We start from the raw sequence: 24,215 nt of genomic DNA, 5'->3' as shown, positions 1-24,215 counted from the left end.
ATGCCGCGGGCTTGAATGATCCTGCTCGGCGCTGAAACTCAGCGTGAGAGGTGGAGGATGCTGCGATATCTTGCCTACGCCCTGCTCTTCATCTGGTTTGTCCATACGCTGTGGCCGGCCCATGCGCAGGATACCTCCGCCCCGATCAGCCAGTGCCAGGCAATCGCCGCAGCCACGCCGGCGGCGACTTTTGTCGCCTTCGCCGAGCCCGAGGTTGCACCCGTCGCGGCAGCGGCCGATGGCGAAGTCACCATCACCTATGTCGGTCACTCGACCTTCCTGATCGAAACGCCGGGCGGCATTTCGATCGCCACCGACTACAATGGTTGGTTTCGGACCGCGACGCCGCCGGATGTCGTAACCATGAACAAGGCCCATTCGAGCCACTATACGCTGGCGCCGGACCCAGCGATCCGTCACGTGCTGCATGGTTGGGGCGAGGACGGCGAGCCGGCCGACCACGATCTCGTCGTCGGCGATACCTATATCCGCAACGTGACGACCGACATCCGCTCCGGCTTCGAGGGCATGGAGCCGGACGGCAATTCGATCTTCATCTTCGAGGTGGCGGGTCTCTGCATCGGCCATCTCGGCCATCTGCACCACGAGCTCGACGACAGCCATTACCGGCAGATCGGCCGGCTCGACGTCTTGATGGTGCCGGTCGACGGCGGCCTGACGATGGGGGCGGAAAGCATGAGCCGCGTCACGTCGCGGCTGCGCGCCGCGCTGATCCTGCCGATGCACCGGCGCGGGCCGCCGATCGGCGATTTCCTGGCGATGTTCGGCGACGAGTACGACAAGAGCTTCGCCACCGGTCCGAGCATCACGGTTTCCCTGCGCACTTTGCCGAGCAAACCGCTGATCCATGTGCTCCAGGGCGTGTGATGCTGCCGTGTCCGGGCGACGTTGCGCTTGTGGTGCGCCGAATTGCGCGCGCCGAACGATGGCCCTGCTGGACGAAAAGCGGCAATGAAACTATAAGGCGCCCGATCCCAACAAATTCATGCATGCAGAGGGCGTCATGGCTGGCCATTCACAGTTCAAGAACATCATGCACCGCAAGGGCCGTCAGGATGCGGTGCGCTCGAAAATGTTTTCCAAGCTCGCACGCGAAATCACCGTCGCTGCGAAGACCGGCCTGCCCGACCCGGGCATGAACCCGCGCCTCAGGCTCGCCATCCAGAACGCCAAGGCGCAGTCGATGCCGAAGGACAATATCGAGCGCGCCATCAAGAAGGCGGCCGGCGGCGACGCGGAGAACTACGAGGAAGTCCGTTACGAAGGCTATGGCCCGGGCGGCGTTGCCGTCATCGTCGAGGCGCTGACCGACAACCGCAACCGCACCGCCTCCAATGTCCGCTCGATCTTCACCAAGGCCGGCGGCGCACTCGGTGAAACCGGTTCGGTGTCCTTCTCCTTCGACCGAGTCGGCGAAATCACCTACCCGCTTTCCGCCGGCGACGCCGACAAGGTGATGGAAGCGGCGATTGAATCGGGCGCCGACGACGTGGCGACGGACGAGGATGGCCATACGATCATCTGCGGTTTCGAAGATATCGGCGATGTCTCGAAGGCGCTCGAAGGCGCGTTCGGCGAAGCCGAGACCGTCAAGGCGATCTGGAAGCCGCAGAACACTGTGCCGGTCGATGAGGAAAAGGCGCAGTCGCTGATGAAGCTCATCGACAACCTCGAAGACGACGACGACGTCCAGAACGTCTATTCGAACTTCGAGGTGTCCGAGGAAGTGCTGGCGAAGCTTTCCGCCTGAAGTCTGTTCGGCGCTGGGCAAGCGGGCGTAATACCCCCGCTGCCCTGCCGGGCATCTCCCCCGCAAGGGGAGAGATCGGCAAGCGGCGATGTTCCGCTCAATCAATTGCTCGTCACGCGAACCGTGAACCCCCCCTTGTGGGGGAGATGCCCGGCAGGGTAGAGGGGGTGCCACCCTTTGCGGTCAAGCAGCCCGCGCCAAATCCGCTTGCGCCTGTGCGAACAGCTTCAGCGAGTGCAGCCGCTTCTCCATGTCGAAGATCGGCATGGAGACGATCAGCTCGTCGGCCCTGGTGAGATCGACGAATTCCTCGATCTTCCGGCGGATGGTTTCGGGACCGCCGACGACCGCATAGCGCATCGCATGGTCGACGAAGATTTTTTCGTCCGGGCTCCACAGCCCCTGCATCGACCGGACCGGCGGCGGGAAGCGGCCGCGGGCATTGCGGCGAAGCGCCACGAAGGATTGCTGCATCGAGGTGAAGAGATAGTTCGCCTCCTCGTCCGTGTCGGCCGCGACGCCCATGACTCCGACCATCACCTGCGGCCTGTCGAGCTGCGGAGACGGCGCGAAGCGCTCGCGGTAGATCTCGAGCGCCGAGACCAGCATGTCCGGCGCGAAATGCGATGCGAAGGCGAAGGGAAGGCCGAGCATGCCGGCAAGATGGGCGCTGAAGTGACTGGAGCCGAGCAGCCAGATCGGCACGTTCGCATCGGCCCCCGGCACGGCGATGATCTTCTGGTCTTCGCCGACAGGCCCGAGCAACGCCTGAAGCTCCACGACATCGTTCGGGAAATTGTTGGAACTGGCTTCCATATTGCGCCGGAGAGCCTGCGCCGTCCGCATGTCGGTGCCAGGAGCACGGCCGAGGCCGAGATCGATACGGCCGGGATAAAGAGCCGCAAGCGTGCCGAACTGCTCGGCAATGACGAGCGGCGAATGGTTGGGGAGCATGATGCCGCCGGAGCCGACGCGGATGCTCTGCGTCGCCGAAGCCACATGCGAGATGACGATCGAGGTCGCGGCGCTGGCAATTCCCTTCATGCCGTGATGCTCGGCCAGCCAGAAGCGGCTGTAGCCATTCTCCTCCGCTGCGATCGCCAGCCGGCGCGAGTTTTCCAGCGACTGGGCGACGCTGCCGCCTTCGGTAATCGGGGATAGGTCGAGAACGGAAAAGGGCACCATGGCGAACGCCTTCAATTAAGAGAAATTGATCGATCTCCATGTAGGTTTAAGTTTCTTTGCGCCAAGACCGCCCCTGTATTTTTCTGCCGGCAAGTATCGTTTCTGTGTAATGTTTTTGTTTTGTTCACTTTTTGCTGGCAGCGTCCCGTTGACCGACATAGGGTGAGCCATGCAGACCACGATTCGCATCATCGGCATCGATCCGGGCCTGAGGCGCACCGGCTGGGGAATTATCGAGACGCTCGGCAATTCGCTGCGCTTCGTCGCGTCCGGCACGGTGACCTCGGATGGCGAGATGGACCTTGCCTCGCGCCTCTGCCAATTGCACGACGGGCTTGCTGAGGTGGTGCATAGCTATCAGCCGCTCGAGGCGGCCGTGGAGCAGACCTTCGTCAACAAGGACGCGACGGCGACGCTGAAGCTCGGCCAGGCGCGCGGCATTGCCATGCTCGTTCCGGCGCGCGCCGGCCTGCGGGTCGCCGAATATGCGCCGAATGCCGTGAAGAAGGCGGTGATCGGCGTCGGCCATGGGGAGAAGCAGCAGATCCACATGATGCTGAAGGTGCTGATGCCCAAGGCCGAGTTCAAGGGCAACGACGCCGCCGACGCGCTTGCGATCGCCATCTGCCATGCGCACAACAGGCAGGCGGTTACGAGCCGCCTTGCAGCGCTTGCGGGGTAGTCATGGATCGTGAAGGGCGGAATGGTGACGGCAAAGGACAAGAACCCCTCCCCAACCCCTCCCCACAAGGGGGAGGGGCTTGGCGCCCGCGGCGATCTTCACAACTTCCACACCTTAACTAGAAGGGTGAGGTGGGGCCAGGAGGTCGCGGCAACGTAGCCCCTCCCCCTTGTGGGGAGGGGTTGGGGAGGGGTTCTTGCCGCTTGCGTTGAAATGCCCGGCGAGGCCCAAAGATGGAGGACGGGTCGAGTTTTGAGACCCAGAAAGACGGAAGCCAGATGATAGGCAAGCTCAAAGGCACCATCGACGAAATCGGCGAGGACTATGTCGTCCTCGACGTTCAGGGGGTCGGATATGTGGCCTATTGTTCGGCCCGCACGCTCGCCAGGCTCGGCTCGGCCGGTGAGGCTGCGGTGCTTTTCATCGAGACCTATGTGCGCGAAGACCAGTTGAAGCTTTTCGGCTTTCTGTCGGTCCTCGAGCGCGAATGGTTCCGCCTGCTGCAGACCGTCCAGGGAGTGGGCTCGAAGGTGGCGCTGGCGCTGCTTTCGACGCTGACACCCGGCGAACTCGCCAACGCCATCGCGCTGCAGGACAAAACGTCGGTGGCGCGCGCGCCAGGCGTCGGACCGAAGGTGGCGGTGCGCATCGTCACCGAGCTGAAGAACAAGGCTCCGGCCTTTGCCGGCGACATGGCCCCGACGATCGGCCTCAAGCAGGAACTGGGCGAGGGAGTTGCCTCTGCTCCGGTCGCCGATGCGGTGTCGGCGCTCACCAATCTCGGCTATTCACGCGACCAGGCGGCGAACGCGGTCGCCGCGGCCTTGAAGAATGGCGGCGAGGGGGGTGACAGCGCCAAGCTGATCCGCCTGGGATTGAAGGAGCTGGCGCGCTGAGGCGGAAAGCCTTTCTGCAGCCACAATGGAATAGGAGTGAGGTGTGAGCGATCGCACTGGATTGACCGACGCCCGCGCACTAAGGTCGAGACGCGCGGGCGCGATATCGAGCGGCCGCGCGATCCATCCCGCAACGGAAGTTTGAGATGACTGAAGCCGCACGCCTGATTGCGCCGGAAAAGCGGGGCGAGGACCTCGATGCGACGCTGCGCCCACAGTCGCTCGACGAGTTCACCGGCCAGAAAGAGGCACGCGCCAACCTCAAGATCTTCATCGAGGCGGCCCGCAACCGCGGCGAGGCGCTCGACCACGTGCTCTTCGTCGGGCCGCCCGGCCTCGGCAAGACGACGTTGGCGCAGATCATGGCGAAGGAGCTCGGCGTCAATTTTCGCTCGACGTCAGGACCGGTCATCGCCAAGGCCGGCGATCTCGCGGCGCTGCTCACCAATCTCGAAGAGCGCGACGTGCTGTTCATCGACGAGATCCATCGCCTGAACCCGGCGGTCGAGGAAATCCTCTATCCGGCCATGGAGGATTTCCAGCTCGACCTGATCATCGGCGAAGGGCCGGCGGCGCGCTCGGTGAAGATCGATCTTGCCAAGTTCACGCTGGTGGCGGCGACGACGCGCCTCGGTCTCTTGACAACGCCGTTGCGCGACCGCTTCGGCATCCCGGTGCGGCTCAACTTCTACACGGTCGAGGAACTGGAACTGATCGTCCGTCGCGGCGCGCGGCTGATGGGCCTCGGCATGACCGATGAGGGCGCGCGCGAAATCGCCCGCCGGGCGCGCGGCACGCCGCGCATCGCCGGCCGGCTGCTGCGCCGGGTGCGCGATTTTGCCGAGGTGGCGCGGGTCGAGGCCGTGACGCGGGAGCTTGCCGACGAGGCGCTGACGCGTTTGCTGGTCGACAATATGGGACTTGATCAGCTCGACCGCCGCTACCTGACTATGATCGCCCATAATTTCGGCGGCGGCCCCGTCGGCATCGATACGATCGGCGCCGGCCTATCGGAGCCGCGTGATGCGATCGAGGATATAATCGAACCCTATCTGATCCAGCAGGGTTTCATCCAGCGCACGCCGCGCGGCCGCGTGCTGACGGCGAACGCCTGGAAGCATTTGGGGCTCAATCCGCCGAAGGATGTCGAGGCGGCCCAATTTCGTCTGACACTCGAGGAGGATTGAGATGATCACCCGCCGCGACTTCATGAAATTCGTCGGCGGCGGTTTTGCAAGCGCCATGGCGCTTGGCGGCTATGCCTTTGCCTTCGAGCCGCTGGCGCGGCTGAACGTGACCCGCTATGCGCTGACGCCGCCGGGCTGGACGCCGGGCTTGAAGCTGCGTGTTGTTGCGCTCGCCGATATCCATGCCTGCGAGCCCTGGGTGTCCGCAAGCCGCATCGCGTCGATCTGCCGACAGGCCAACGACCTTGGCGGCGACATCACCGTGCTCCTCGGCGATTATGCGACCGGCATGAACTTCGTGACCCGCTATATCCATTCGAGCGAATGGTCGAAGGCGCTCGCGATACTTCAAGCGCCGCTTGGCGTCCACGCTGTCATGGGTAATCACGACTGGTGGGAGGACAAGACCGCGCAGCGAAACGGCGGCGGTACAACCTTCGCCCACAGGGCGCTTTCCGACGTCGGCATCAATGTTTACAGCAACCGGGCGATCCGGCTGGAGAAGGACGGCCGGGGCTTCTGGCTCGCCGGCCTTGAGGACCAGCGTGCCTTGATCGCCGGCAAGAAGTGGAAGCGCAAACACATCCAGGGGCTCGATGATCTCGACGGGACGCTTGCGCAAGTCGGCGACAGCGACCCGGTCATCCTGCTGGCGCACGAGCCGGATATCTTTCCGCGTGTACCGACTCGCGTCGCACTGACCCTTTCGGGCCACACCCATGGCGGCCAAGTGCGGTTTCTCGGACACTCGCCGATGGTCCCCTCGCGTTTCGGCGACCGCTATGCCTATGGCCACGTGATCGAAGACGATCGCACCCTGATCATCTCCGGCGGCCTCGGCTGCTCGATTGGGCCGATCCGCTTCGGGGTGCCGCCGGAGATTGTCGTGGTGGATCTCGGATAGTCGCGGTGAGGTTTGCCCGAATCGGGGAGAGAGCTAGGCTGAGGGGCTATCGCCAGCATGTTTAGCTAATCCTGCCAAGTCCCGGATCGTCGCCGCCAGCCGGTCGGCGCCGCCGGGCGCCCACCCGAGCGCACGGAGCTTGTCGGTCGACATCACCTTGAAATCGGACTCGCCCGCCGGCGGCAACGGATGCGGGCAGCCGGTTTCTGCCTCAAGAACGGAGAGTATCTCGCGGTTGCCGGTGAGCACGTCCGAGACGTTGAAGACCTGACCGGAAACTTTCGCCGGATCGGTTTCCAGGATAAGGCGTACCGCGGCGGCGACGTCATCGCCATGCACCTCCGTGGCGATGCGCGGCGGCACGGGGCGGCCGGCGAGATAGTCGGCGAAAAGCCCGCTCCACTTGTGCTTTCGGCCGAGGCCGGCCCGTCCATAGACGCCGGTGACGCGCAAGCTCGCCGTAACGAAACCGTGGCCGGTCATCGATTTGAGCGCGTTCTCGGCGGCTAGCTTGATGGAGCCGTAGAGCGTGTCGGGTTCGGCCGGCGTGCTCTCGTGGACGATGGCCGGCGCTCTCTCCCCATAAACTGCGCGGCTCGACAGGAAGACGCAGCGGCGGACGCCGGCGGCGCGCGCCTCTTCGAATAGCCGGACCGTGCCGTCGAGGTTGGCTCGGCGGAAGCCCTCCGGATCATTGCCTTCACCGCCGCGATACTTGCCCTCGACATGCTCGAAGGCGGCGTGGACGAAATAGTAGATACTGTCGAAAGCGGCGATCTGGTCGGCATCCGGATCGAGCCGAAGCGGCACATGGGGCACCGGACGCGAGAAGAAGCCGTCCGCCGGTTGCGTGCGTCCGCCGACCGAGACCCTGTAGCCGCGTAAAAGCAGGTGCTCGACGATGAAACGGCCGACGAAGCCTGTGCCGCCGGAGACGAGGACACGGGTCATGACGAGGCGGTATCAGTTCTTGCCGGATTCGCGAGAGTCGCCGCGTCTGGAATGTCCTCGCCCGTCAGGTAGGCATTCCAGAGCGCGATCAGCGGCCGCAGCGCGTCCGCACGCGGATGGTCCTTCTCCCACGGCTTTTCGTACTGGTAGTGCAGCACGCCGATCGAGCGCCAGTCCCACAGGTCCGGCAGGTTGAACCAGAGATATTGCAGCATGTTCATCGTCACCGGCAGGCCGTGCCAGTCGGGAAAGAAGCTCTGCAGGAAGGTCTGGTCGGTGCGCGGCCAGAAAGCACCCGGCGCGTCGAGTGCCGCCAGCATGTTCTCGAAGGTCTCGAGCGACGGCTTTGCGACGAAAACGCCTGAATTCAACCGGTGAAAATCGGCAAGGCTCTCATAGACGTTCGGCGCGGCGGAAAACTCCGGATAGAGGAAGAGCTTGTCGATATTGCGCAGCACGAGCGCGTCGGCATCGATGAAGACGCAGCGCTGATATTCGACCAGCTGCCAGAGGCGAAGCTTACAGAAGTTGTCGAGCGGTGAGTGGAAGTCGGGCTTGCGCCCCTTGGTGAAGGGGGCAAGCTCGTGGACGTTGCGGCGCTGATGCCGGGCGTTGAATTCGTCCGAGAGGGGCAGCAGCTCCGTTTCGATCAGGCGGCAGTCGAATTCCGTCAACGGCTCGAGTGCGGCGGGCTCCACCCCGCCGGTATAGAGCACGACGATATCCGCCGGCGTTCGCGTCAGCCGGATCGACCGCAACAAGGCCCGCGCGCCGAGCGCATAATCGGCATTGGTGACCAGCGTCACGAAAGCATCCTGGGCGGCGGCCGGGGAACAGGGGAGGCCTCCCTCCGGATGAGGCGTCGCGGGGTTCATGAGACGGATTTCAGCCGCTTGCCTTCGGGATCATGGTTGATCAACGGGGCGATGTCTTTCGTCCAGGCGGAGACGGCCGGCACGCGCGTACGGTCGACGCGATAGGCGAATTTCTTCGCCACATCGACGATCTCCGAAAGCAGCCCGTCCTGGAGGCGGATCGGGTCGAGCCCGAGGGCCAGGAACTTCTCGTTGTGCACGACGAGATCGTTTTCGGCCGCTTCCTTGCGCGGATTGGGCAGCCAGGCGATCTCCGAGCCGGTCATCCTGGCAATCATCTCGGCGAGATCGCGGACCCGGTGAGTTTCGGTCATCTGGTTGAAGATTTCCACTCGGCTGCCGCGCGCTGGCGGGCTGTTGAGCGCAAGCTCGATGCAGCGCACCGAGTCCTGGATATGGATGAAGGCGCGGGTCTGTCCCCCCGTGCCGTGAACCGTCAGCGGATAACCGATCGCCGCCTGGATCAGGAAGCGGTTGAGCACCGTCCCGTAGTCGCCGTCATAGTCGAAGCGGTTGATGAGCTGCGGATGCCGACGCGTCTGTTCCGTATGGGTCCCCCAGACAATGCCCTGGTGAAGGTCGGTGATCCTGAGCCCGTCATTCTTCGCATAGAACTGGAAGAGCAACTGATCGAGGCACTTGGTCATATGGTAGATCGAGCCCGGATTGGACGGGTAGAGGATCTCCTGGCTGACCGTCTCGCCGCCCATGGTGTCGATCCCGACCGGCAGATAGCCTTCGGGGATCGCCGCGCCGATCGTCGAATAGCCGTAGACGCCCATGGTGCCGAGATGCACGAGATGGGCGTCGAGGTCGAGCTCGACCAGCGCATTCAGAAGGTTATGGGTGGCGTTGACGTTGTTGTTGACGGTGTAGTTCTTATGGCGGTCGGTCTTCATCGAATAAGGCGCGGCGCGCTGCTCGGCGAAATGCACGATCGCGTCGGGGCGATGTTCGGCAAGCCACTTCTTCAGGAGCTCGTAGTCGCGGGCGAGGTCGATCAGGTTGAAATGGATGCGCCGGCCGGTCTCCGCGTGCCATATGCGGGTGCGCTCCTGGATGGAGTCCATCGGAGTCAGTGATTGCACACCGAGCTCGGTATCGATCCAGCGGCGGGAGAGGTTGTCGAGAATGTGGATGTCGTGGCCCGCATCGGACAAATGCAATGCGGTGGGCCAGCCGACAAAACCGTCGCCGCCGAGGATTGCGATCTTCATGCACGATTCTCCTGATCGGGAAGGGACACGGTGACCTGTTAGGATAGGATTGTGACAAAGCTGCAATGCTTGCAAATGTCTTTTTGTTCCTGCACAGGAAAAGCGAAAGATCCTCCCGGAGAATGCCATGTCACTGATTTCGCTTGCCGGCGAGTTGACCGAGACCGGCCACAGTTTGATCCAGCGCGTCTATTACGAGGACACCGATTTCTCCGGCGTCGTCTACCATGCCCGCTACCTGCATTTCATGGAGCGCGCGCGAACCGACTATCTGCGGCTGCTGGGCGTGGAACAGGCTTCGCTCGCCATCGAAGGCGATGCGGAAGGTCTCGTTTTCGTCGTTCACCGCATGGAGATCGACTTCAAGTCGCCGGCCCGGATGGACGACATCCTGACGATCGAGACCAGCACCGAGAAAGCCGGCGGCGCCAAAATGGTCCTGCAGCAGGAGATTCGCCGCGCCGGCGTGCTGTTGATCGCCGCCAAGGTGATCATCGCGGTGATCAATGGACAGGGCCGGGCAAGGCGTCTGCCGGAGGCGCTGGCGACGAAGTTCCTGGCGGCGCAAAGAGCGCCCGCGCAACCAGGCTAGCCGACCGCCGATTCCAGTACCTTCTTCGTCAGCGACTGCTTTGTCTTGGCGATCTCCGGCCAGGGATCGGTGCCCGTCTCGATGCGCTCCAGGATGTCGGCAATGTGAAAGCCGTTGGCGGCGTCAAGCCTCTCGAGCTCGTCCCAGCCGACCGGCGTAGCGACGGGCCCACCGGCGCGGGCACGCGTGGAATAGGGGGCGATCGCGGTGGCGCCGCGGTCGTTCCTCAGCCAGTCGATGAAGATCCGACCCTTGCGCTTCGCCTTCGACATGGTGGCGACGAAATGCTCCGGGTCGCGCTCGGCGAAAGATTGCGCAACCCGCTTGGCGAAGGCTTTTGCCTCTTCCCATTCTGCTTGCGGTCGAAGCGGCACGATGACATGGACGCCCTTGCCGCCGGTCACCATGGCGACGGTCTGGAGGCCGATACCGGCAAGTTCGTCGCGCAGCGTGGCGGCGGCCGCCTTTACCGTGGCGAAGTCGACGCTCGGATCGGGGTCGAGGTCGAAGACCAGGCGATCGGGTGTTTCCAGGCGGCCGATCGTCGCCCCCCAGATGTGAAACTCGAGCGTGCCCATCTGCACGGCCGCGACAAGGCCCTTGGCGTCGTGGACATACATGTAGTTCTCGGTGTCGCCGGACGATTCTTCGATCGGCACCTCGCGGATCGTCTCCGGGAAACCGTCGCTGGCGTGCTTCTGGTAGAAGCAGTGCCGCTCACCGCCCTGCGGGCAGCGCACCAGCGAAAGGGGATGATCGGCTGCGAAGGGCAGCATCCGCTCCGCGATCACGGCATAGTAGCGGGCAAGGTCGATCTTGGTGATGCCCTGGCCTTCGAAGAGGATGCGCTCGGGGTGCGAGATCCGGACGCCGAGGACGTCGGCGTCGCCATTGCTGGACGACGCCTTGCTTTTCGTGGCAGCGGGTTTGCCCTTCCCCGTTTTCGGCGCGGCGTCTGTCGGTCTCACTGCTTCCAGTTTCATGGCCTCGACCTCCGTGTCCCTCGCAGACTCCATCGAACAAATGCGGCGAAATCCACCTCCGCCACCAGCCGGCTTCAGCGCTTGAGAGCTTCGTCCTTATCGGCAATCGCGCCTGCCTTTAGATTGGCGGCGGTGCTCCTGTTGGAATGCCAGACGCGCGCCCGTTTTTCACCCTCGCCTCGAGCGATCTCGTCCATCGTGCGGCCGGTTACCACGCTGGTGACGTTCTCCTTGATCAGGCTCTCGCCATCCTCGGACGCGATCTCGTCAGTCTCTTTGACGAGCAGCCAGTTCTCGCGCTTGTCACCGTCGCGCTTCCGGATGCGCACGAGCGCCCAGCCACCTTTCATCCGACTGCCATGCAATTTGAAGGAAAGCTTGCCCTTCCTCAGGGCTATCGCCGGGCCGTCTTCCGGCTCCCACCAGCCTGTGTCCCAGAGCATCACCGTGCCGCCGCCATATTCGCCTTCCGGTATCGTGCCCTCGAAGTCACCATAGGCGAGGGGGTGGTCCTCGGTGCGCACGGCAAGACGCTTGTCTCCCGGGTTGAGACTGGGGCCGCGGGTGACCGCCCAACTCTTCAGTACGCCCTCCCATTCGAGACGAAAATCGTAGTGCAGGCGCGTTGCGTCGTGCTTCTGGACAAGGAACCGCTTCCGGTCCCCGCTCGTGGGCGCGACCTTGCCCTTGGGCTCGCGTGTCTTCGTGAAGTCGCGGCGCCGGTTGTACTCGGAGAGCGGTTCGTTTCGAGCAGCCATGGATGATCCCAAACCGATTCCGGTTCGGGTCGGAAACGTGCAAGAGCCGGCGAAGTTCCTTGCCGTGCCATCGGCAAGCATCGCTTCGGTAACACTCCCTTAACGATAATAGTGTCTTTATCTGTGTATCAGGATTTGTGCAGTGCACGTCATCCTTTGACCAAAATTGACGGCAAGAAGGCAGGCTGAAGCGAGTATATCGCAATTGCCGCGAATGGCGGCGATGCCGGGGCATTTTGCAGCAGGACGTTTGGGCGACCCGGTCACGAGCATGCGTTGCTCTTGCCGGGTGTTTGGATTCGGGGACTGAGATCGATGGAACAGGTTGGATTGGCCGCGACGAGCGATGTGACCCTCTGGTCGCTGTTCATGCAAGCAGGCTTGGTGGTCAAGCTGGTCATGCTGGGGCTGATCGCAGCTTCGGTCTGGACCTGGGCGATCGTCGTCGACAAGTCGCTGAACTACGGGCGCGTGCGCCGGCAGCTCGACAATTTCGAGCAGGTCTTCTGGTCCGGCCAGTCGCTCGAGGAGCTCTACCGCACGCTCTCCGATCGGCAGACGACCGGTATGGGCGCGATCTTCGTCTCGGCGATGCGCGAGTGGAAGAAGAGCTTCGAACGCGGCGCGCGCTCGCCGATCGGCCTGCAGATGCGCATCGACCGCGCCATGGATGTGACGCTCGCCCGCGAATCCGAATCGCTGGAGGCGCGGCTAGGCTCGCTCGCGACGATCGGTTCGGCGGCGCCCTTCATCGGCCTTTTCGGCACGGTCGTCGGTATCATGACCTCGTTCCAGGCGATCGCCGGCTCGAAGTCGACCAATCTCGCCGTCGTTGCACCGGGTATCGCCGAGGCGCTGCTGGCGACCGCCATCGGCCTGCTCGCCGCTATCCCTGCCGTCATCGCCTATAACAAGTTCACCGCCGACGCCGGCAAGCTCAGCGCCCGCATGGAAGCCTTCGCCGACGAGTTCTCCGCCATCCTGTCGCGGCAGATCGACGAGAAGCTGCAGCCTTCGCGCCAGGCCGCGCAATAACGACCTTCGAGCACGGAGACGACGCTGATGGGTATGGCAGTAGGCGGAGCCAAGGGCTCGGGCGGCGGACGCCGCCGGCGCAGAGGCAAGGGCGGCACGATCAGCGAAATCAACGTGACGCCGCTCGTCGACGTCATGCTCGTGCTGTTGATCATCTTCATGGTGGCGGCACCGATGATGACGGTGGGCGTGCCGATCGACCTGCCGGAAACGCAGGCGAAGGCGATGAACGCCGACACCCAGCCGATCACCGTCTCGGTCAATCCGGCCGGCGAGATCTTCCTGCAGGAGACGCCGATCGGCATCGACGAAGTCGTTCCGAAGCTCGAGGCGATCGCCACGACCGGCTACAACGAGCGCATCTATGTGCGCGGCGACACCAATGCCGACTACGGCACGGTGATGAAGGTCATGGCGCGCATCTCGGCGGCCGGCTTCAAGAATCTCGGGCTCGTAACGCTTCAAGAACAGGAAAAGTGATCCCCGGAGATGAAGGGCGGTCTTGCTACATCTGCTGTCCTCCACGCTCTGGTTCTGACCTGGGCGCTGGTGTCGCTTGGCAGCCCGGCCGAATTCGAGGTCGCGGATGTCGAGGCGCTGCCGGTCGACATCGTGCCGATCACCGACATGACCCAGATCCAGCAGGGCGACAAGAAGGCACCCGCCAAGGAAAAGGCTTCGCCCGTCCCAACCAAGAAGCCGACACCGGTCGAGAACGCCGAGAATATCGGCGACAACGACGTCGACCTGAAGACGCCGCCGAAACCTGAAAGCAAGCCCGTCGAGAACGAATCTGCCGCCGCCCCCGAAAAGACCGAGAAGGCGCCGCCGACACCCGATCCGGTGAAGGAGGAAATCCAGAAGGTCGAGGAGCCCAAGCCGGCTTCGGAGCCGGCGACCGAAGTTGCCGCACTCCCGGAACCGAAACAGGAAGTGAAGCCGGAGACCAAACCGGAGCCGGCGCCCGCCGAGGAACAGCCGGCCGAAAATCCGGAGGCCGAGGCGTTGCCTGACAAGGTCCCCACCCCGCAAGTCAAGCCGAAGGTCGAAAAGCCGGCCCAGACGGCGAAGACCCCGGAGCGCAAGAAGGAAGAGACCAAGAAGGAGCAGAAGAAGGCATCCTCCCAGAAGGAGAGCGACTTCAACGCCGACGAAATTGCGGCGCTGCTCAACAAGCAGGACTCCTCCGGCGGCGGCGCCAAGCGCTCGACGGAGGAAGCGGCGCTCGGCGGCAAGAAGACGACGAGCGGCAACACGCTTTCGCAGAGCGAAATGGACGCGCTGCGCGGCCAGATCCAGAACAACTGGTCGATCATTCCCGGCATGGCCGATGCGGCGGACGTGCGCATCAAGGTGACCTTCCAGCTCGATCAGAACGGTGAGTTGATCGGCGAGCCGGAAGTCGAAGCCACCGGCGGCTCGGAAGCGGCACGCCGGGCGCTTGCCAGCGGTGCGCGACGTGCCGTTCTTAAATCAGCTCCTTTCACGGGGCTGCCCCCAGACAAGTACGATTCGTGGAGCGAGGTGGTCGTCAACTTCGACCCAAGCTCAATGCTCTAGACAGGTTGGGCGTGATGTGAGCGGAAGGCCGCGCACAGTTTTCCTCGCCCGCCCAGAAGGATGAAAGGCTGAAAGGCTTTATGGAAATGCTGAGACGCAATCTTCTCCGTCTTTTCACGTTGATGTTCGCAGGCGCGCTTTTTGCTGCGCCGGCAAACGCGGTCGTGGAGATCGACATCAACAAGGGCAATGTCGAGCCGTTGCCGATCGCGGTGACCGACTTCCTCCAGGGCGAGCTCGCCCAGAAGATTTCCGACGTGGTCGCCGCCGATCTCAAGCGCTCCGGGCTTTTCGCACCGGTCGACAAGGGTGCCTTCATTGAGAAAATCGCCAACCCCGATGCCGCTCCGCGCTTCGAGGATTGGAAGGTCATCAATGCGCAGGCGCTGGTCATCGGCCGGGTAACCCAAGAAGGTGACGGCAGGCTGAAGGCGGAATTCCGTCTTTGGGACACCTTCGCCGGTCAGCAGATGCTCGGCCAGCAATTCTATACCCAGCCGGAAAACTGGCGTCGCGTCGCCCATATCATCGCTGACGCGATCTATGAGCGGATCACCGGCGAAAAGGGTTATTTCGACACGCGCATCGTCTATGTCGCCGAAAGCGGCCCGAAGAATGCCCGCAAGCGGCAGCTCGCGATCATGGACCAGGACGGCTTCAACGCCCGCGCGCTCACCAATTCGAACGACATCGTGCTGACGCCGCGCTTCTCGCCGAACCGTCAGGAAATCACCTACATGTCCTTCGAGAACCAGCAGCCGCGCGTCTATCTGCTACAGCTCGAAACCGGGCAGCGCGAAGTGGTCGGAAATTTCCCGGGCATGACCTTTGCGCCGCGCTTCTCACCGGACGGGCAGCGGGTGATCATGAGCCTGCAGCAGGAAGGCAACGCCAACATCTATACGATGGACCTGCGTTCGCGCACGACGACGCGGCTGACCAACACTGCTGCGATCGACACCTCGCCTTCCTACTCGCCCGATGGTGCCCGGGTCGTTTTCGAAAGTGACCGTGGCGGCAAGCAGCAGCTCTATGTCATGGGTGCGGACGGCTCCGGCCAGACGCGCATTTCCTTCGGCGACGGCTCCTATTCGACGCCGGTCTGGTCTCCGCGCGGCGACCTGATCGCCTTCACCAAGCAGTCGGGAGGCAAGTTCTCGATCGGCGTGATGAAGCCGGATGGCTCGGGCGAGCGCATTCTCACCACCGGTTTCCACAATGAGGGGCCGACCTGGGCACCGAACGGCCGGGTGCTGATGTTCTTCCGCCAGAATGCCGGCGCCGGCGGGCCGCAGCTCTACTCCATCGACTTGACGGGCTACAACGAACAGCAGATCCAGACCCAGGGCTTCGCTTCGGATCCGGCCTGGTCGCCGCTAATGGAATAGCGCAAAAGGAGATGTGGGCGGCTTTCCGCCCGCATCGCGCACCTTCAAACGACTGCCGCACATCAAAGTGCTACAGCGACCCTTGCGCGTCTGATAGGACGCGCGGCGCTGTCGTCCACAGGTGCGGCGGCAATTGTGGCCGACGTGCCGCTTTCTCGCCGCAAAGTGCTGTTGTAGCAGGCCCTCCGCCGCAGATTGTCGATTTGTTAACCATACCTGTTGAAAAGCAATTAACCGCTTCCGGTTACAGTCTGGCAACCGTGAATTCAGCCACTTCTCAAGGAGACCCGGCCCATGAGCCGAATTGACACCCCGGCAGCAAGCCGCATGCAGACCATTGCCCGCAATCCCGTCATGCTCGCTCTCGTCATGACACTTGCCGTTGCCGGCTGCGCTTCCAAGAAGAACCTGCCGAACGATGCCGCCGGCCTCGGCCTTGGTGCTGGCGCTGCGACGCCGGGCTCGCAGCAGGACTTCACCGTCAATGTCGGCGACCGCATCTTCTTTGATACCGACTCGAGCTCGATCCGCGCCGATGCGCAGGCGACGCTCGCCCGTCAGGCCCAGTGGCTGGCGAAGTATCCGAACTATGCCATCACCATCGAGGGCCATGCCGACGAGCGCGGCACGCGCGAATACAACCTGGCGCTCGGCGCTCGCCGTGCTGCCGCAACCCGCGAGTATCTCGCAGGCCAGGGCGTTCCCGCGAACCGCATGCGGACGATCTCCTACGGCAAGGAAAAGCCGGTTGCCGTCTGCGACGATATTTCCTGCTGGTCGCAGAACCGCCGCGCCGTCACTGTTCTCGGCGGCGCCGGAAGCTGATAGCCGGGCGATTGAAATGGATTTTGAAGGGGCGGCCGCGGGCCGCCCTTTCTTTTTTACCACACTTTGGCCGAACTCCGTTGCTTTTTCACGGCAATTGGAAAACTGTGCGGCACTCGCCCTATGGAATCGTCGAATGTACTGCGGAGCGCGCGGTCCGGGTGAGAACAATCTATCGAACAGGACAAATGAGATGAAGAAATTTGTCGTGGCAGGGCTGATTGGTCTTGCGGCCCTTACGGGTCTCGGCCAAACGGCAAATGCCATGCCGCTCTCGGGGCTCTTGCCCCGTGCGACCCATGCCGATGCCGCCAGCAAGGGCGACCTGCCGGTGGTGAAGGTGCAATCGACCGACGTCGGCCGGATCGGCCAACTCGAGGAACAGATCCGCTCGCTCAACGGGCGTATCGAGGAAATGAGCTTCCAGCTTCTGCAGATGCAGGAGCAGATCCGGAAGTTCCAGGAGGACAACGAGTTCCGCTTCCAGGATCTGGAAAGCGGCAAGTCTTCCTCCAAGAAAAGCGGCGCACTTGAAACGCCGAAGTCCAGCGATCAGGCGTCCGTCACCCCCGAGGTGACGGATAGCCCGCCAGCAACCGGGCCAGCAGACGGCACCGGTATGGCGAACGCCGATCCGAATGCGGCAGACGCGGCGCCGCCGCCAAGCACACTCGGCACAATCATCTTCGACGAAAACGGCAATCCGGTCTCGACGACGACGGACACCCAGCCCGGCGCCAATGCCACGCTTCCCGGTGTAGACACCGGGATTGCCACTCAAGGCAATGGCGGCCTCAACGCCAATCCCGGAAGCGAGCAGCAGACTGCTGCCCTCGGCAATCCGGGCGATCTCTATCAATCCGCCTACGGCCATGTTCTCTCCGGCGATTATGGAATGGCGGAGCAGGAGTTCCGCGACTATCTCGCGGCTTTCCCGGAGGGCGACAAAGCGGCCGACGCAAGCTTCTGGATGGGCGAAGCACAATATTCCCAGGGCAAGTACAACGAGTCGGCGAAGACGTTCCTGAACGCCCATCAGACCTATGGCAAGTCGCCGAAGGCGCCCGAAATGCTGCTCAAGCTCGGCATGTCGCTCGGGGCGCTTGACAACAAGGAAACCGCCTGCGCCACCTTGCGCGAGGTGAACAAGCGTTATCCCAAGGCATCGGCTGCGGTTAAGGCGAAGGTGACGAGCGAGCAGAGCCGCTTCGGCTGCTGAGGCCATCCCTATGCCAGAGGCCGTCATCGCTGCGGCAAGACGTTTTCTCAAATCCTTTATCAAGCCGGGGCGGATTCTCGTCGCCATTTCCGGGGGCAGCGATTCCAAGGGGCTGCTCATAGCGCTTCACAAAGCGCTCGAAACTCAGAAATTCAAAGGATTCTCGCTCGTCGCCTGCACGGTCGACCACGCCTTGAGGCCGGAGTCCGCCGACGAGGCCGCGGCCGTCGGGGCATTTTGCGCCGCCTTGGGCATTCCCCACCGGATCGGTCATTGGCAGGGCGACAAGCCACATTTGGGCATTCAGGCGGCAGCCCGTCGGAAGCGCTACGACTTGCTGGCCGAAGCAGCGGCCGCTTTCGGTGCAGACTGTATCGTCACCGGTCACACGCGCGATGATCAGGGCGAGACGATCGCCATGCGCGCCGCGCGCGGTGAGGGGCGGGGCCCGGGCAGCGCCGGAATGGCGGCAGCCATGCTTTACCGGCGCCGCGTCTGGGTGCTGCGACCCTTCCTTGGGGTACGTCGGGCCGACATACGCGCCTTCCTCGAGGTCCGCGGCATTGGCTGGCTTGACGATCCGAGCAATGAAAATCCGCTGTTCGAGCGCGCCCGGCTGCGCGCCAGCCTCACGGCCGAGGAGCATGCGCCGGGCCTTGAACGGGACGGCCAGCTGCGTGCCGCTTCATCGGCAAGAGCGGCTGCTTTGCTGCTGGAGCATCTGCGCGTTCACGAGGGCCTCGTCGCCGAGATCGCGCCGGCGCAGGCCGGACGGATGGACGATCCCGACTGGCGCCGCGCCTTGATAACCGTCGCGGCGGTGATCGGCGGTCGTGAGCATCTGCCGGGCCGCGCAACGGTGGAGCGGCTGTCAGGCTTTCTGCGATCGGGCGAGGCGGGACGGATGACCGCGGGCCGCGTCGTCTTCGACCGGCGGCGCAACGGCCTTTATCTCTATCGCGAGGAACGCGGTCTGCCGCTCCTGAGGTTAGGCGCAAGGGAGAGCGGCACCTGGGACGGCCGGTTCAACATCACGAGCCTCGGCCCGGCCCTGACGGTCAGCGCAGAACGTGGGGCCCGCGTGTGGCGGCAGAGGCTTATTGCCGCAGGCCTGCCGGAGGGGATTGCCAATCGGGCATCGCTGGTGGCACCTCGCGCCGAGCCAGCGGACAGCGCCAGCTCCGGCGCCGAGACCGCAGCGGCGAGGCTTGAATGCCGGATCGGCCCCTACGACACCTTTTTGCCGGGTTTCGACAGGAGCATGGCGGATGCGATCGCGCTGTTGTTCGGGCGCGACAGATACGCCCCGCCGCCGGTTGAAGACGTTTTGACAGAAATGGAAGGGTGACCGGCGGTTTTCCTTGGCAAGGCGATGCCGGAACCCTATGTTAAGGGCATAGAGCAGCCCGGCGAAAGCGCGGGCTGTCACAGGTTCCGGGGAGTTCGATGAACCCTAATTTTCGAAATTTTGCCCTCTGGGCAATCATAGCGCTTCTCCTGATCGCGCTGTTCAGCATGTTCCAGCAGCCGACAGAGCGCACGGGCTCGCGTGAAATTCCCTTCTCGCAATTCCTGAAGGACGTCGATGCCAGCCGCGTCAAGGAAGTTGTGATCACCGGCTCCAAGGTGATCGGCAGCTACACCGAAAGCGGTGCGACGTTCCAGACCTATGCCCCCGCCGTCGACACCGCCTTGACCGAGCGGCTTGAGGCGAAGGATGTAACGGTGACGGTGCGTCCGGAAACCGATGGTTCTTCTGGTTTCCTGAGCTACATCGGCACCCTGTTGCCAATGCTTCTGATCCTCGGCGTCTGGCTGTTTTTCATGCGCCAGATGCAAGGCGGCTCGCGCGGCGCCATGGGCTTTGGCAAGTCCAAGGCCAAGCTGCTGACGGAGGCGCATGGCCGCGTGACCTTTGACGACGTTGCCGGCGTCGACGAGGCCAAGCAGGACCTCGAGGAAATCGTCGAATTCCTCCGCGATCCGCAGAAGTTCCAGCGGCTCGGCGGTCGCATCCCGCGCGGCGTGCTGCTGGTCGGCCCGCCCGGTACCGGCAAGACGCTGCTTGCCCGCTCGGTTGCCGGCGAAGCGAACGTGCCGTTCTTCACCATTTCGGGTTCCGACTTCGTCGAAATGTTCGTCGGTGTCGGTGCATCGCGCGTCCGCGACATGTTCGAGCAGGCGAAGAAGAACGCGCCCTGCATCATCTTCATCGACGAGATCGACGCCGTCGGCCGCCATCGCGGCGCCGGCCTGGGCGGCGGCAATGACGAGCGTGAGCAGACGCTGAACCAGTTGCTGGTCGAGATGGACGGCTTCGAGGCCAATGAAGGCATCATCCTGATCGCCGCGACGAACCGCCCCGACGTGCTGGACCCGGCGCTGTTGCGCCCGGGCCGCTTCGACCGTCAGGTCGTCGTGCCGAACCCCGACATCAACGGCCGCGAGCGCATCCTCAAGGTGCATGTCCGCAATGTGCCGCTGGCGCCGAATGTCGACCTCAAGGTTCTGGCGCGCGGTACGCCGGGCTTCTCCGGCGCCGACCTGATGAACCTCGTCAACGAGGCGGCGCTGATGGCGGCGCGGCGCAACAAGCGCCTCGTCACCATGCAGGAGTTCGAGGACGCCAAGGACAAGATCATGATGGGTGCGGAGCGCCGCTCCTCCGCCATGACCGAGGCCGAGAAAAAGCTCACGGCCTATCACGAGGCCGGTCACGCGATTCTGGCGCTCAGCGTTCCTTCCGCCGATCCGCTGCACAAGGCGACCATCATCCCGCGCGGACGCGCGCTCGGCATGGTGATGCAGTTGCCCGAGGGCGACCGCTACTCGATGAGCTACAAGTGGATGATCTCGCGCCTCGCCATCATGATGGGCGGACGCGTTGCCGAAGAACTGACCTTCGGCAAGGAGAACATCACCTCCGGCGCTTCTTCCGATATCGAGCAGGCGACGAAACTCGCCCGGGCGATGGTGACGCAATGGGGCTTCTCCGATCAGCTCGGCCAGGTGGCCTATGGCGAGAACCAGCAGGAGATCTTCCTCGGCCATTCCGTGGCGCAGCAGAAGAACGTCTCGGAGGCGACCGCCCAGAAGATCGACAACGAAATCCGCCGCCTGATCGACGAGGCTTATGAAACGGCACGCAGCATCCTGACGGAAAAGCACCACGAGTTCGTGGCGCTCGCCGAGGGGCTGCTCGAATACGAGACGCTGACCGGCGACGAGATCAAGGCGCTGATCCGCGGCGAGAAGCCCGCGCGCGACCTTGGCGACGACACGCCGCCGCATCGCGGTTCGGCAGTGCCGTCGGCCGGCACGAAGAAGGAAGTCGGCAACAAGGGCGAAGAACCCGAAGGCGGCTTCGAGCCGCAGCCGCAATAGTTCAGCCGGTGGCAACAGGCTTGAAGACAAAGCCGCCGCTTCCGAAGGGAGCGGCGGTTTTTTGTGGCGTGAAGCAAGTGCGCTTGGTAACGGGCTGTAATGATTTCTGATGGTAGAGTTGCTGCCGTTTGTTGTGCATTTGTGCCAAAGATGGCCCAAAGCCGCCCCATTTACCGTTTTGACGGGAAGGGGCTTACTATAGTTGAAGCGAGGGGCGACGCGCGGCCGCGTTTCCAGTCCCTCTTGAAATGGCCTGCAGTCGAGGTCCCGGGGACATGAAAACCAGTCGTGGAACACGCAACCAGACGCGGCCGGCAAAAGAGATCCTGCCGAAGCAGGACGATGGAGTTCTTATGAAGCGCAAGTATTTTGGCACCGACGGTATTCGCGGCCAATCCAATATTTTCCCGATGACCGCCGATCTCGCCATGCGCGTCGGCGTCGCCGTCGGAACCATTTTCCGCAACGGCGCGCACCGTCACCGCGTGGTGATCGGCAAGGACACGCGACTTTCGGGCTATATGCTCGAAAACGCAATGGTGGCGGGCTTCACCGCCGCCGGTCTCGACGTCTTCCTGCTCGGACCGATCCCGACTCCCGGCGTCGCCATGCTGACGCGGTCGCTGAGGGCCGATATCGGCGTGATGATCTCCGCCTCGCACAATCAGTTCCGCGACAACGGCATCAAGCTGTTCGGGCCGGACGGCTACAAGCTCTCCGACGACATCGAGGAAAAGATCGAGGAACTCATCGACCAGGACATGTCGGGGCAGCTTGCCAAGCCCGAGGACATCGGCCGCGCCAAGCGCGTCGACGGCGACATCTACCGCTATATCGAGCAGGCGAAGCGGACGCTGCCGCGCGACGTCACGCTGAAGGGACTGAGGATCGCCATCGATTGCGCGAACGGCGCCGCCTACAAGGTCGCTCCCCTGGCGCTTTGGGAACTCGGCGCCGAAGTGGTAACGATCGGCACCGAGCCGAACGGCGTCAACATCAATCTCGAATGCGGCTCGACGCATCCGGAGGCATTGCAGAAAAAGGTTCACGAGGTGCGGGCGGACATCGGCATCGCACTCGACGGCGACGCCGACCGGGTGCTGATCGTGGACGAGAAGGGCACGGTGATCGATGGCGACCAACTGATGGCGGTCATTGCCGACAGCTGGGCGGCCGATGGCATGTTGCAGGGCGGCGGCATCGCGGCCACGGTCATGTCGAACCTCGGCCTCGAGCGCTACCTCCAGGCGCGCCGGCTGAAGCTCCACCGCACCAAGGTCGGCGACCGCTATGTCGTCGAGCAGATGCGCCAGGACGGCCTGAACGTCGGCGGCGAGCAGTCCGGCCACATCGTGCTGTCCGACTTCGGCACGACGGGAGATGGGCTCGTCGCGGCGCTGCAGATCCTCGCCGTCGTCAAGCGGCAGGGCAGGGCTGTGAGCGAGGTTTGCCGACGCTTCGAGCCGGTGCCCCAGGTCTTGAAGAATGTGCGCGTTTCGGCGGGCAAGCCGCTCGAGCATGAGGCGGTGCGCCAGGCGATCGCCGACGCCGAAGCGGAGCTCGCGAAGGGCGGCCGGCTTCTGATCCGCCCTTCCGGCACCGAGCCGCTGATCCGCGTGATGGCGGAAGGCGACGACCGCGGCAAGGTCGAGCGCATCGTCGACGAACTGGTCAACGTGATCGGCAGCGTGCGCAACGCCGCCTAGCGAATCGGCCCGAAAATCAGAATCGATTTTCGGAAAGCACGATGCGTAGATTTAAAGTGTTGCAGCGTCCTTTGCGCGTCTGAAAAGACGCGCGGCGCTGTAGAATCTTCGGGCAGCTACAATGCATTTCAGGGGCCGGCATCATTGCCGGCCCTTTTGCCGCATGGCGTACCTAAACGGCCTCGAATCTTAATAAACGAAGTAAATTTCTATACTTAATCCAATATTAACCGGGCCGTGCGAGTTTTGGTTGCAACAGAAGTTGTAGGCCTGCCGGGTGGAACTGTACCGCCGCAGAAAGACTATTCGCGGAGCATGTTATGAAGAAGACCTTGATTGCGGTTGTCGCTGCATGGTTGGGCGGCACTCCTGCGTTGGCGGCCGACCTCTACGTTGAAGATCCGGTGGACCCCGCACCAATCGTCGTCGGCGGCCTGTATCTGCGCGGGCATCTCGGCATGAGCAACCAGCGGCTCGGCAGCATGGATCACGAGCTGTTCGACCAAGTCGCGCTTCATGAATTCGTCGATGAGGGCAGCTTCGACAGCGCGCCGCTGGCAGGCGTCGGTATCGGCTACCAGTTCAATGACTGGCTGCGCATGGACGGTATCGTCGAATACCGCGGCAAGGCCGATTTCTCCGCTCTCGACCGCTATGACGGCGACGGTGACGGTGTTTTCGACAACACCAACGATTATGACGGCGCCAAGTCGGAGTGGCTGTTGATGGCCAACGCCTATGTCGACATCGGCGACTGGTACGGCGTCAAGCCCTATGTCGGCGCCGGTATCGGCGCGTCGCGCAACACGATCTCGGGTTTCCGCGACATCAACGTGCCGATGGCCGGCGTCGCCTATGCCGACGAAGACCCGACCTGGAACTTCGCCTGGGCGCTGCATGCCGGCGTCGCCTATCAGGCAACCGAGCGGCTGGCGATCGATTTCGGCTATAGCTATGTCGATCTCGGCGACGCCAAGACCGGCAATATCCGCAGCTACGACGGGACTGTGGTCAACGGCCCGATGCACTTCAAGGACATCACGTCGCACGACTTCAAGCTCGGCATGCGCTACGCGCTGCAATGATGGAATTTGACG

General features: G+C 63.3%; 21 protein-coding genes and 1 pseudogene. 17 read left to right on the top strand and 5 right to left on the bottom strand.

The features are described 5' to 3' along the window. Window positions 1-57 precede the first annotated feature (57 nt). On the top strand, window positions 58-888 hold the full coding sequence (locus ATC00_RS19590) for an MBL fold metallo-hydrolase (protein ID WP_064254026.1): 831 nt from the start codon (window positions 58-60) through the stop codon (window positions 886-888). A gap of 136 nt (window positions 889-1,024) precedes the next feature. Then, the gene (locus ATC00_RS19585; RefSeq protein ID WP_064254043.1) at window positions 1,025-1,771 is read left to right on the top strand and encodes a YebC/PmpR family DNA-binding transcriptional regulator; all 747 of its coding nucleotides are present in this window, start codon (window positions 1,025-1,027) and stop codon (window positions 1,769-1,771) included. Window positions 1,772-1,954: 183 nt separating this feature from the next. Here the strand turns inward: ATC00_RS19585 and ATC00_RS19580 are convergent, their stop codons facing one another. Continuing rightward, complete coding sequence (locus ATC00_RS19580; RefSeq protein ID WP_064254025.1) at window positions 1,955-2,956, bottom strand: LLM class flavin-dependent oxidoreductase; 1,002 nt, start codon at window positions 2,954-2,956, stop codon at window positions 1,955-1,957. A 169-nt stretch (window positions 2,957-3,125) separates the two neighbouring features. Between ATC00_RS19580 and ruvC the strand changes: the two genes are divergently transcribed. The 4 genes from ruvC (at window position 3,126) to ATC00_RS19560 (ending at window position 6,625) form a co-directional block, all read left to right on the top strand. Then, entirely contained in the window at window positions 3,126-3,638 is a 513-nt protein-coding gene (gene ruvC, locus ATC00_RS19575; protein WP_064254024.1) for a crossover junction endodeoxyribonuclease RuvC, read from the top strand. A gap of 278 nt (window positions 3,639-3,916) precedes the next feature. After that, the gene (ruvA, locus tag ATC00_RS19570) at window positions 3,917-4,534 is read left to right on the top strand and encodes a Holliday junction branch migration protein RuvA (RefSeq protein WP_037389033.1); all 618 of its coding nucleotides are present in this window, start codon (window positions 3,917-3,919) and stop codon (window positions 4,532-4,534) included. A gap of 146 nt (window positions 4,535-4,680) precedes the next feature. Beyond that, window positions 4,681-5,721, top strand: coding sequence for a Holliday junction branch migration DNA helicase RuvB (gene ruvB / locus ATC00_RS19565; RefSeq protein ID WP_064254023.1), 1,041 nt, complete (start codon window positions 4,681-4,683; stop codon window positions 5,719-5,721). A 1-nt stretch (window position 5,722) separates the two neighbouring features. After that, window positions 5,723-6,625, top strand: coding sequence for a metallophosphoesterase (locus ATC00_RS19560; protein WP_064254022.1), 903 nt, complete (start codon window positions 5,723-5,725; stop codon window positions 6,623-6,625). 33 nt (window positions 6,626-6,658) lie between these two features. Here the strand turns inward: ATC00_RS19560 and ATC00_RS19555 are convergent, their stop codons facing one another. From ATC00_RS19555 to ATC00_RS19545, 3 genes are read right to left on the bottom strand one after another with little or no spacing between them, the layout of a single operon-like run. Continuing rightward, window positions 6,659-7,576 (bottom strand): NAD-dependent epimerase/dehydratase family protein, encoded by a 918-nt coding sequence (locus ATC00_RS19555; RefSeq protein ID WP_037388831.1) that lies wholly within the window; start codon window positions 7,574-7,576, stop codon window positions 6,659-6,661. Continuing rightward, complete coding sequence (locus ATC00_RS19550) at window positions 7,573-8,451, bottom strand: glycosyltransferase (RefSeq protein ID WP_064254021.1); 879 nt, start codon at window positions 8,449-8,451, stop codon at window positions 7,573-7,575. The genes ATC00_RS19555 and ATC00_RS19550 overlap by 4 nt, the downstream gene beginning before the upstream one ends. Next, window positions 8,448-9,668, bottom strand: coding sequence for an NAD-dependent epimerase/dehydratase family protein (locus ATC00_RS19545; protein ID WP_064254020.1), 1,221 nt, complete (start codon window positions 9,666-9,668; stop codon window positions 8,448-8,450). Before ATC00_RS19545 ends, ATC00_RS19550 begins: the two co-directional genes overlap by 4 nt. Before the next feature lie 127 nt (window positions 9,669-9,795). Here ATC00_RS19545 and ybgC point away from each other — a divergent pair, with 127 nt between their 5' ends. Continuing rightward, window positions 9,796-10,260: a tol-pal system-associated acyl-CoA thioesterase gene (gene ybgC / locus ATC00_RS19540; RefSeq protein ID WP_037388825.1), complete on the top strand. Its 465-nt coding sequence runs from the start codon at window positions 9,796-9,798 to the stop codon at window positions 10,258-10,260. Here ybgC and ligD read toward each other — a convergent pair. Further along, a pseudogene (gene ligD, locus ATC00_RS19535) lies at window positions 10,257-12,001 on the bottom strand (non-homologous end-joining DNA ligase). The gene ybgC and the pseudogene ligD overlap by 4 nt on opposite strands. A gap of 315 nt (window positions 12,002-12,316) precedes the next feature. Here ligD and tolQ point away from each other — a divergent pair. From tolQ to ATC00_RS19485, 10 genes are all read left to right on the top strand, one after another. Then, window positions 12,317-13,036 carry a protein TolQ gene (gene tolQ, locus ATC00_RS19530; protein ID WP_037388822.1) on the top strand — a complete coding sequence of 240 codons (720 nt, stop codon included), beginning with the start codon at window positions 12,317-12,319 and terminating at the stop codon, window positions 13,034-13,036. Between the two features lie 27 nt (window positions 13,037-13,063). Further along, window positions 13,064-13,516 (top strand): protein TolR, encoded by a 453-nt coding sequence (gene tolR, locus ATC00_RS19525; RefSeq protein WP_012709285.1) that lies wholly within the window; start codon window positions 13,064-13,066, stop codon window positions 13,514-13,516. Between the two features lie 9 nt (window positions 13,517-13,525). Then, a complete protein-coding gene (locus ATC00_RS19520; RefSeq protein ID WP_037388820.1) occupies window positions 13,526-14,596 on the top strand; it encodes a hypothetical protein in 1,071 nt (356 codons plus the stop codon). Between the two features lie 80 nt (window positions 14,597-14,676). After that, complete coding sequence (gene tolB, locus ATC00_RS19515) at window positions 14,677-15,984, top strand: Tol-Pal system beta propeller repeat protein TolB (protein ID WP_132077915.1); 1,308 nt, start codon at window positions 14,677-14,679, stop codon at window positions 15,982-15,984. 294 nt (window positions 15,985-16,278) lie between these two features. Next, window positions 16,279-16,809 (top strand): peptidoglycan-associated lipoprotein Pal, encoded by a 531-nt coding sequence (gene pal / locus ATC00_RS19510; protein WP_012709282.1) that lies wholly within the window; start codon window positions 16,279-16,281, stop codon window positions 16,807-16,809. 193 nt (window positions 16,810-17,002) lie between these two features. Then, window positions 17,003-18,028: a tol-pal system protein YbgF gene (gene ybgF / locus ATC00_RS19505; RefSeq protein WP_037388818.1), complete on the top strand. Its 1,026-nt coding sequence runs from the start codon at window positions 17,003-17,005 to the stop codon at window positions 18,026-18,028. 10 nt (window positions 18,029-18,038) lie between these two features. Next, window positions 18,039-19,376: a tRNA lysidine(34) synthetase TilS gene (gene tilS / locus ATC00_RS19500; protein ID WP_064254019.1), complete on the top strand. Its 1,338-nt coding sequence runs from the start codon at window positions 18,039-18,041 to the stop codon at window positions 19,374-19,376. Window positions 19,377-19,474: 98 nt separating this feature from the next. Further along, entirely contained in the window at window positions 19,475-21,412 is a 1,938-nt protein-coding gene (ftsH, locus tag ATC00_RS19495; RefSeq protein ID WP_064254018.1) for an ATP-dependent zinc metalloprotease FtsH, read from the top strand. A 353-nt stretch (window positions 21,413-21,765) separates the two neighbouring features. Continuing rightward, a complete protein-coding gene (gene glmM / locus ATC00_RS19490) occupies window positions 21,766-23,118 on the top strand; it encodes a phosphoglucosamine mutase (protein ID WP_037388959.1) in 1,353 nt (450 codons plus the stop codon). Between the two features lie 320 nt (window positions 23,119-23,438). Beyond that, window positions 23,439-24,203 (top strand): outer membrane protein, encoded by a 765-nt coding sequence (locus ATC00_RS19485; protein WP_037388812.1) that lies wholly within the window; start codon window positions 23,439-23,441, stop codon window positions 24,201-24,203. The last annotated feature ends 12 nt before the right edge of the window (window positions 24,204-24,215 follow it).

The organism is Sinorhizobium americanum, assembly GCF_001651855.1.
GTDB classification, from domain to species: domain Bacteria; phylum Pseudomonadota; class Alphaproteobacteria; order Rhizobiales; family Rhizobiaceae; genus Sinorhizobium; species Sinorhizobium americanum.
The sequence above is the reverse complement of the archived record's forward strand: the minus strand, read 5'-3'. Positions and strand labels throughout refer to the sequence as shown.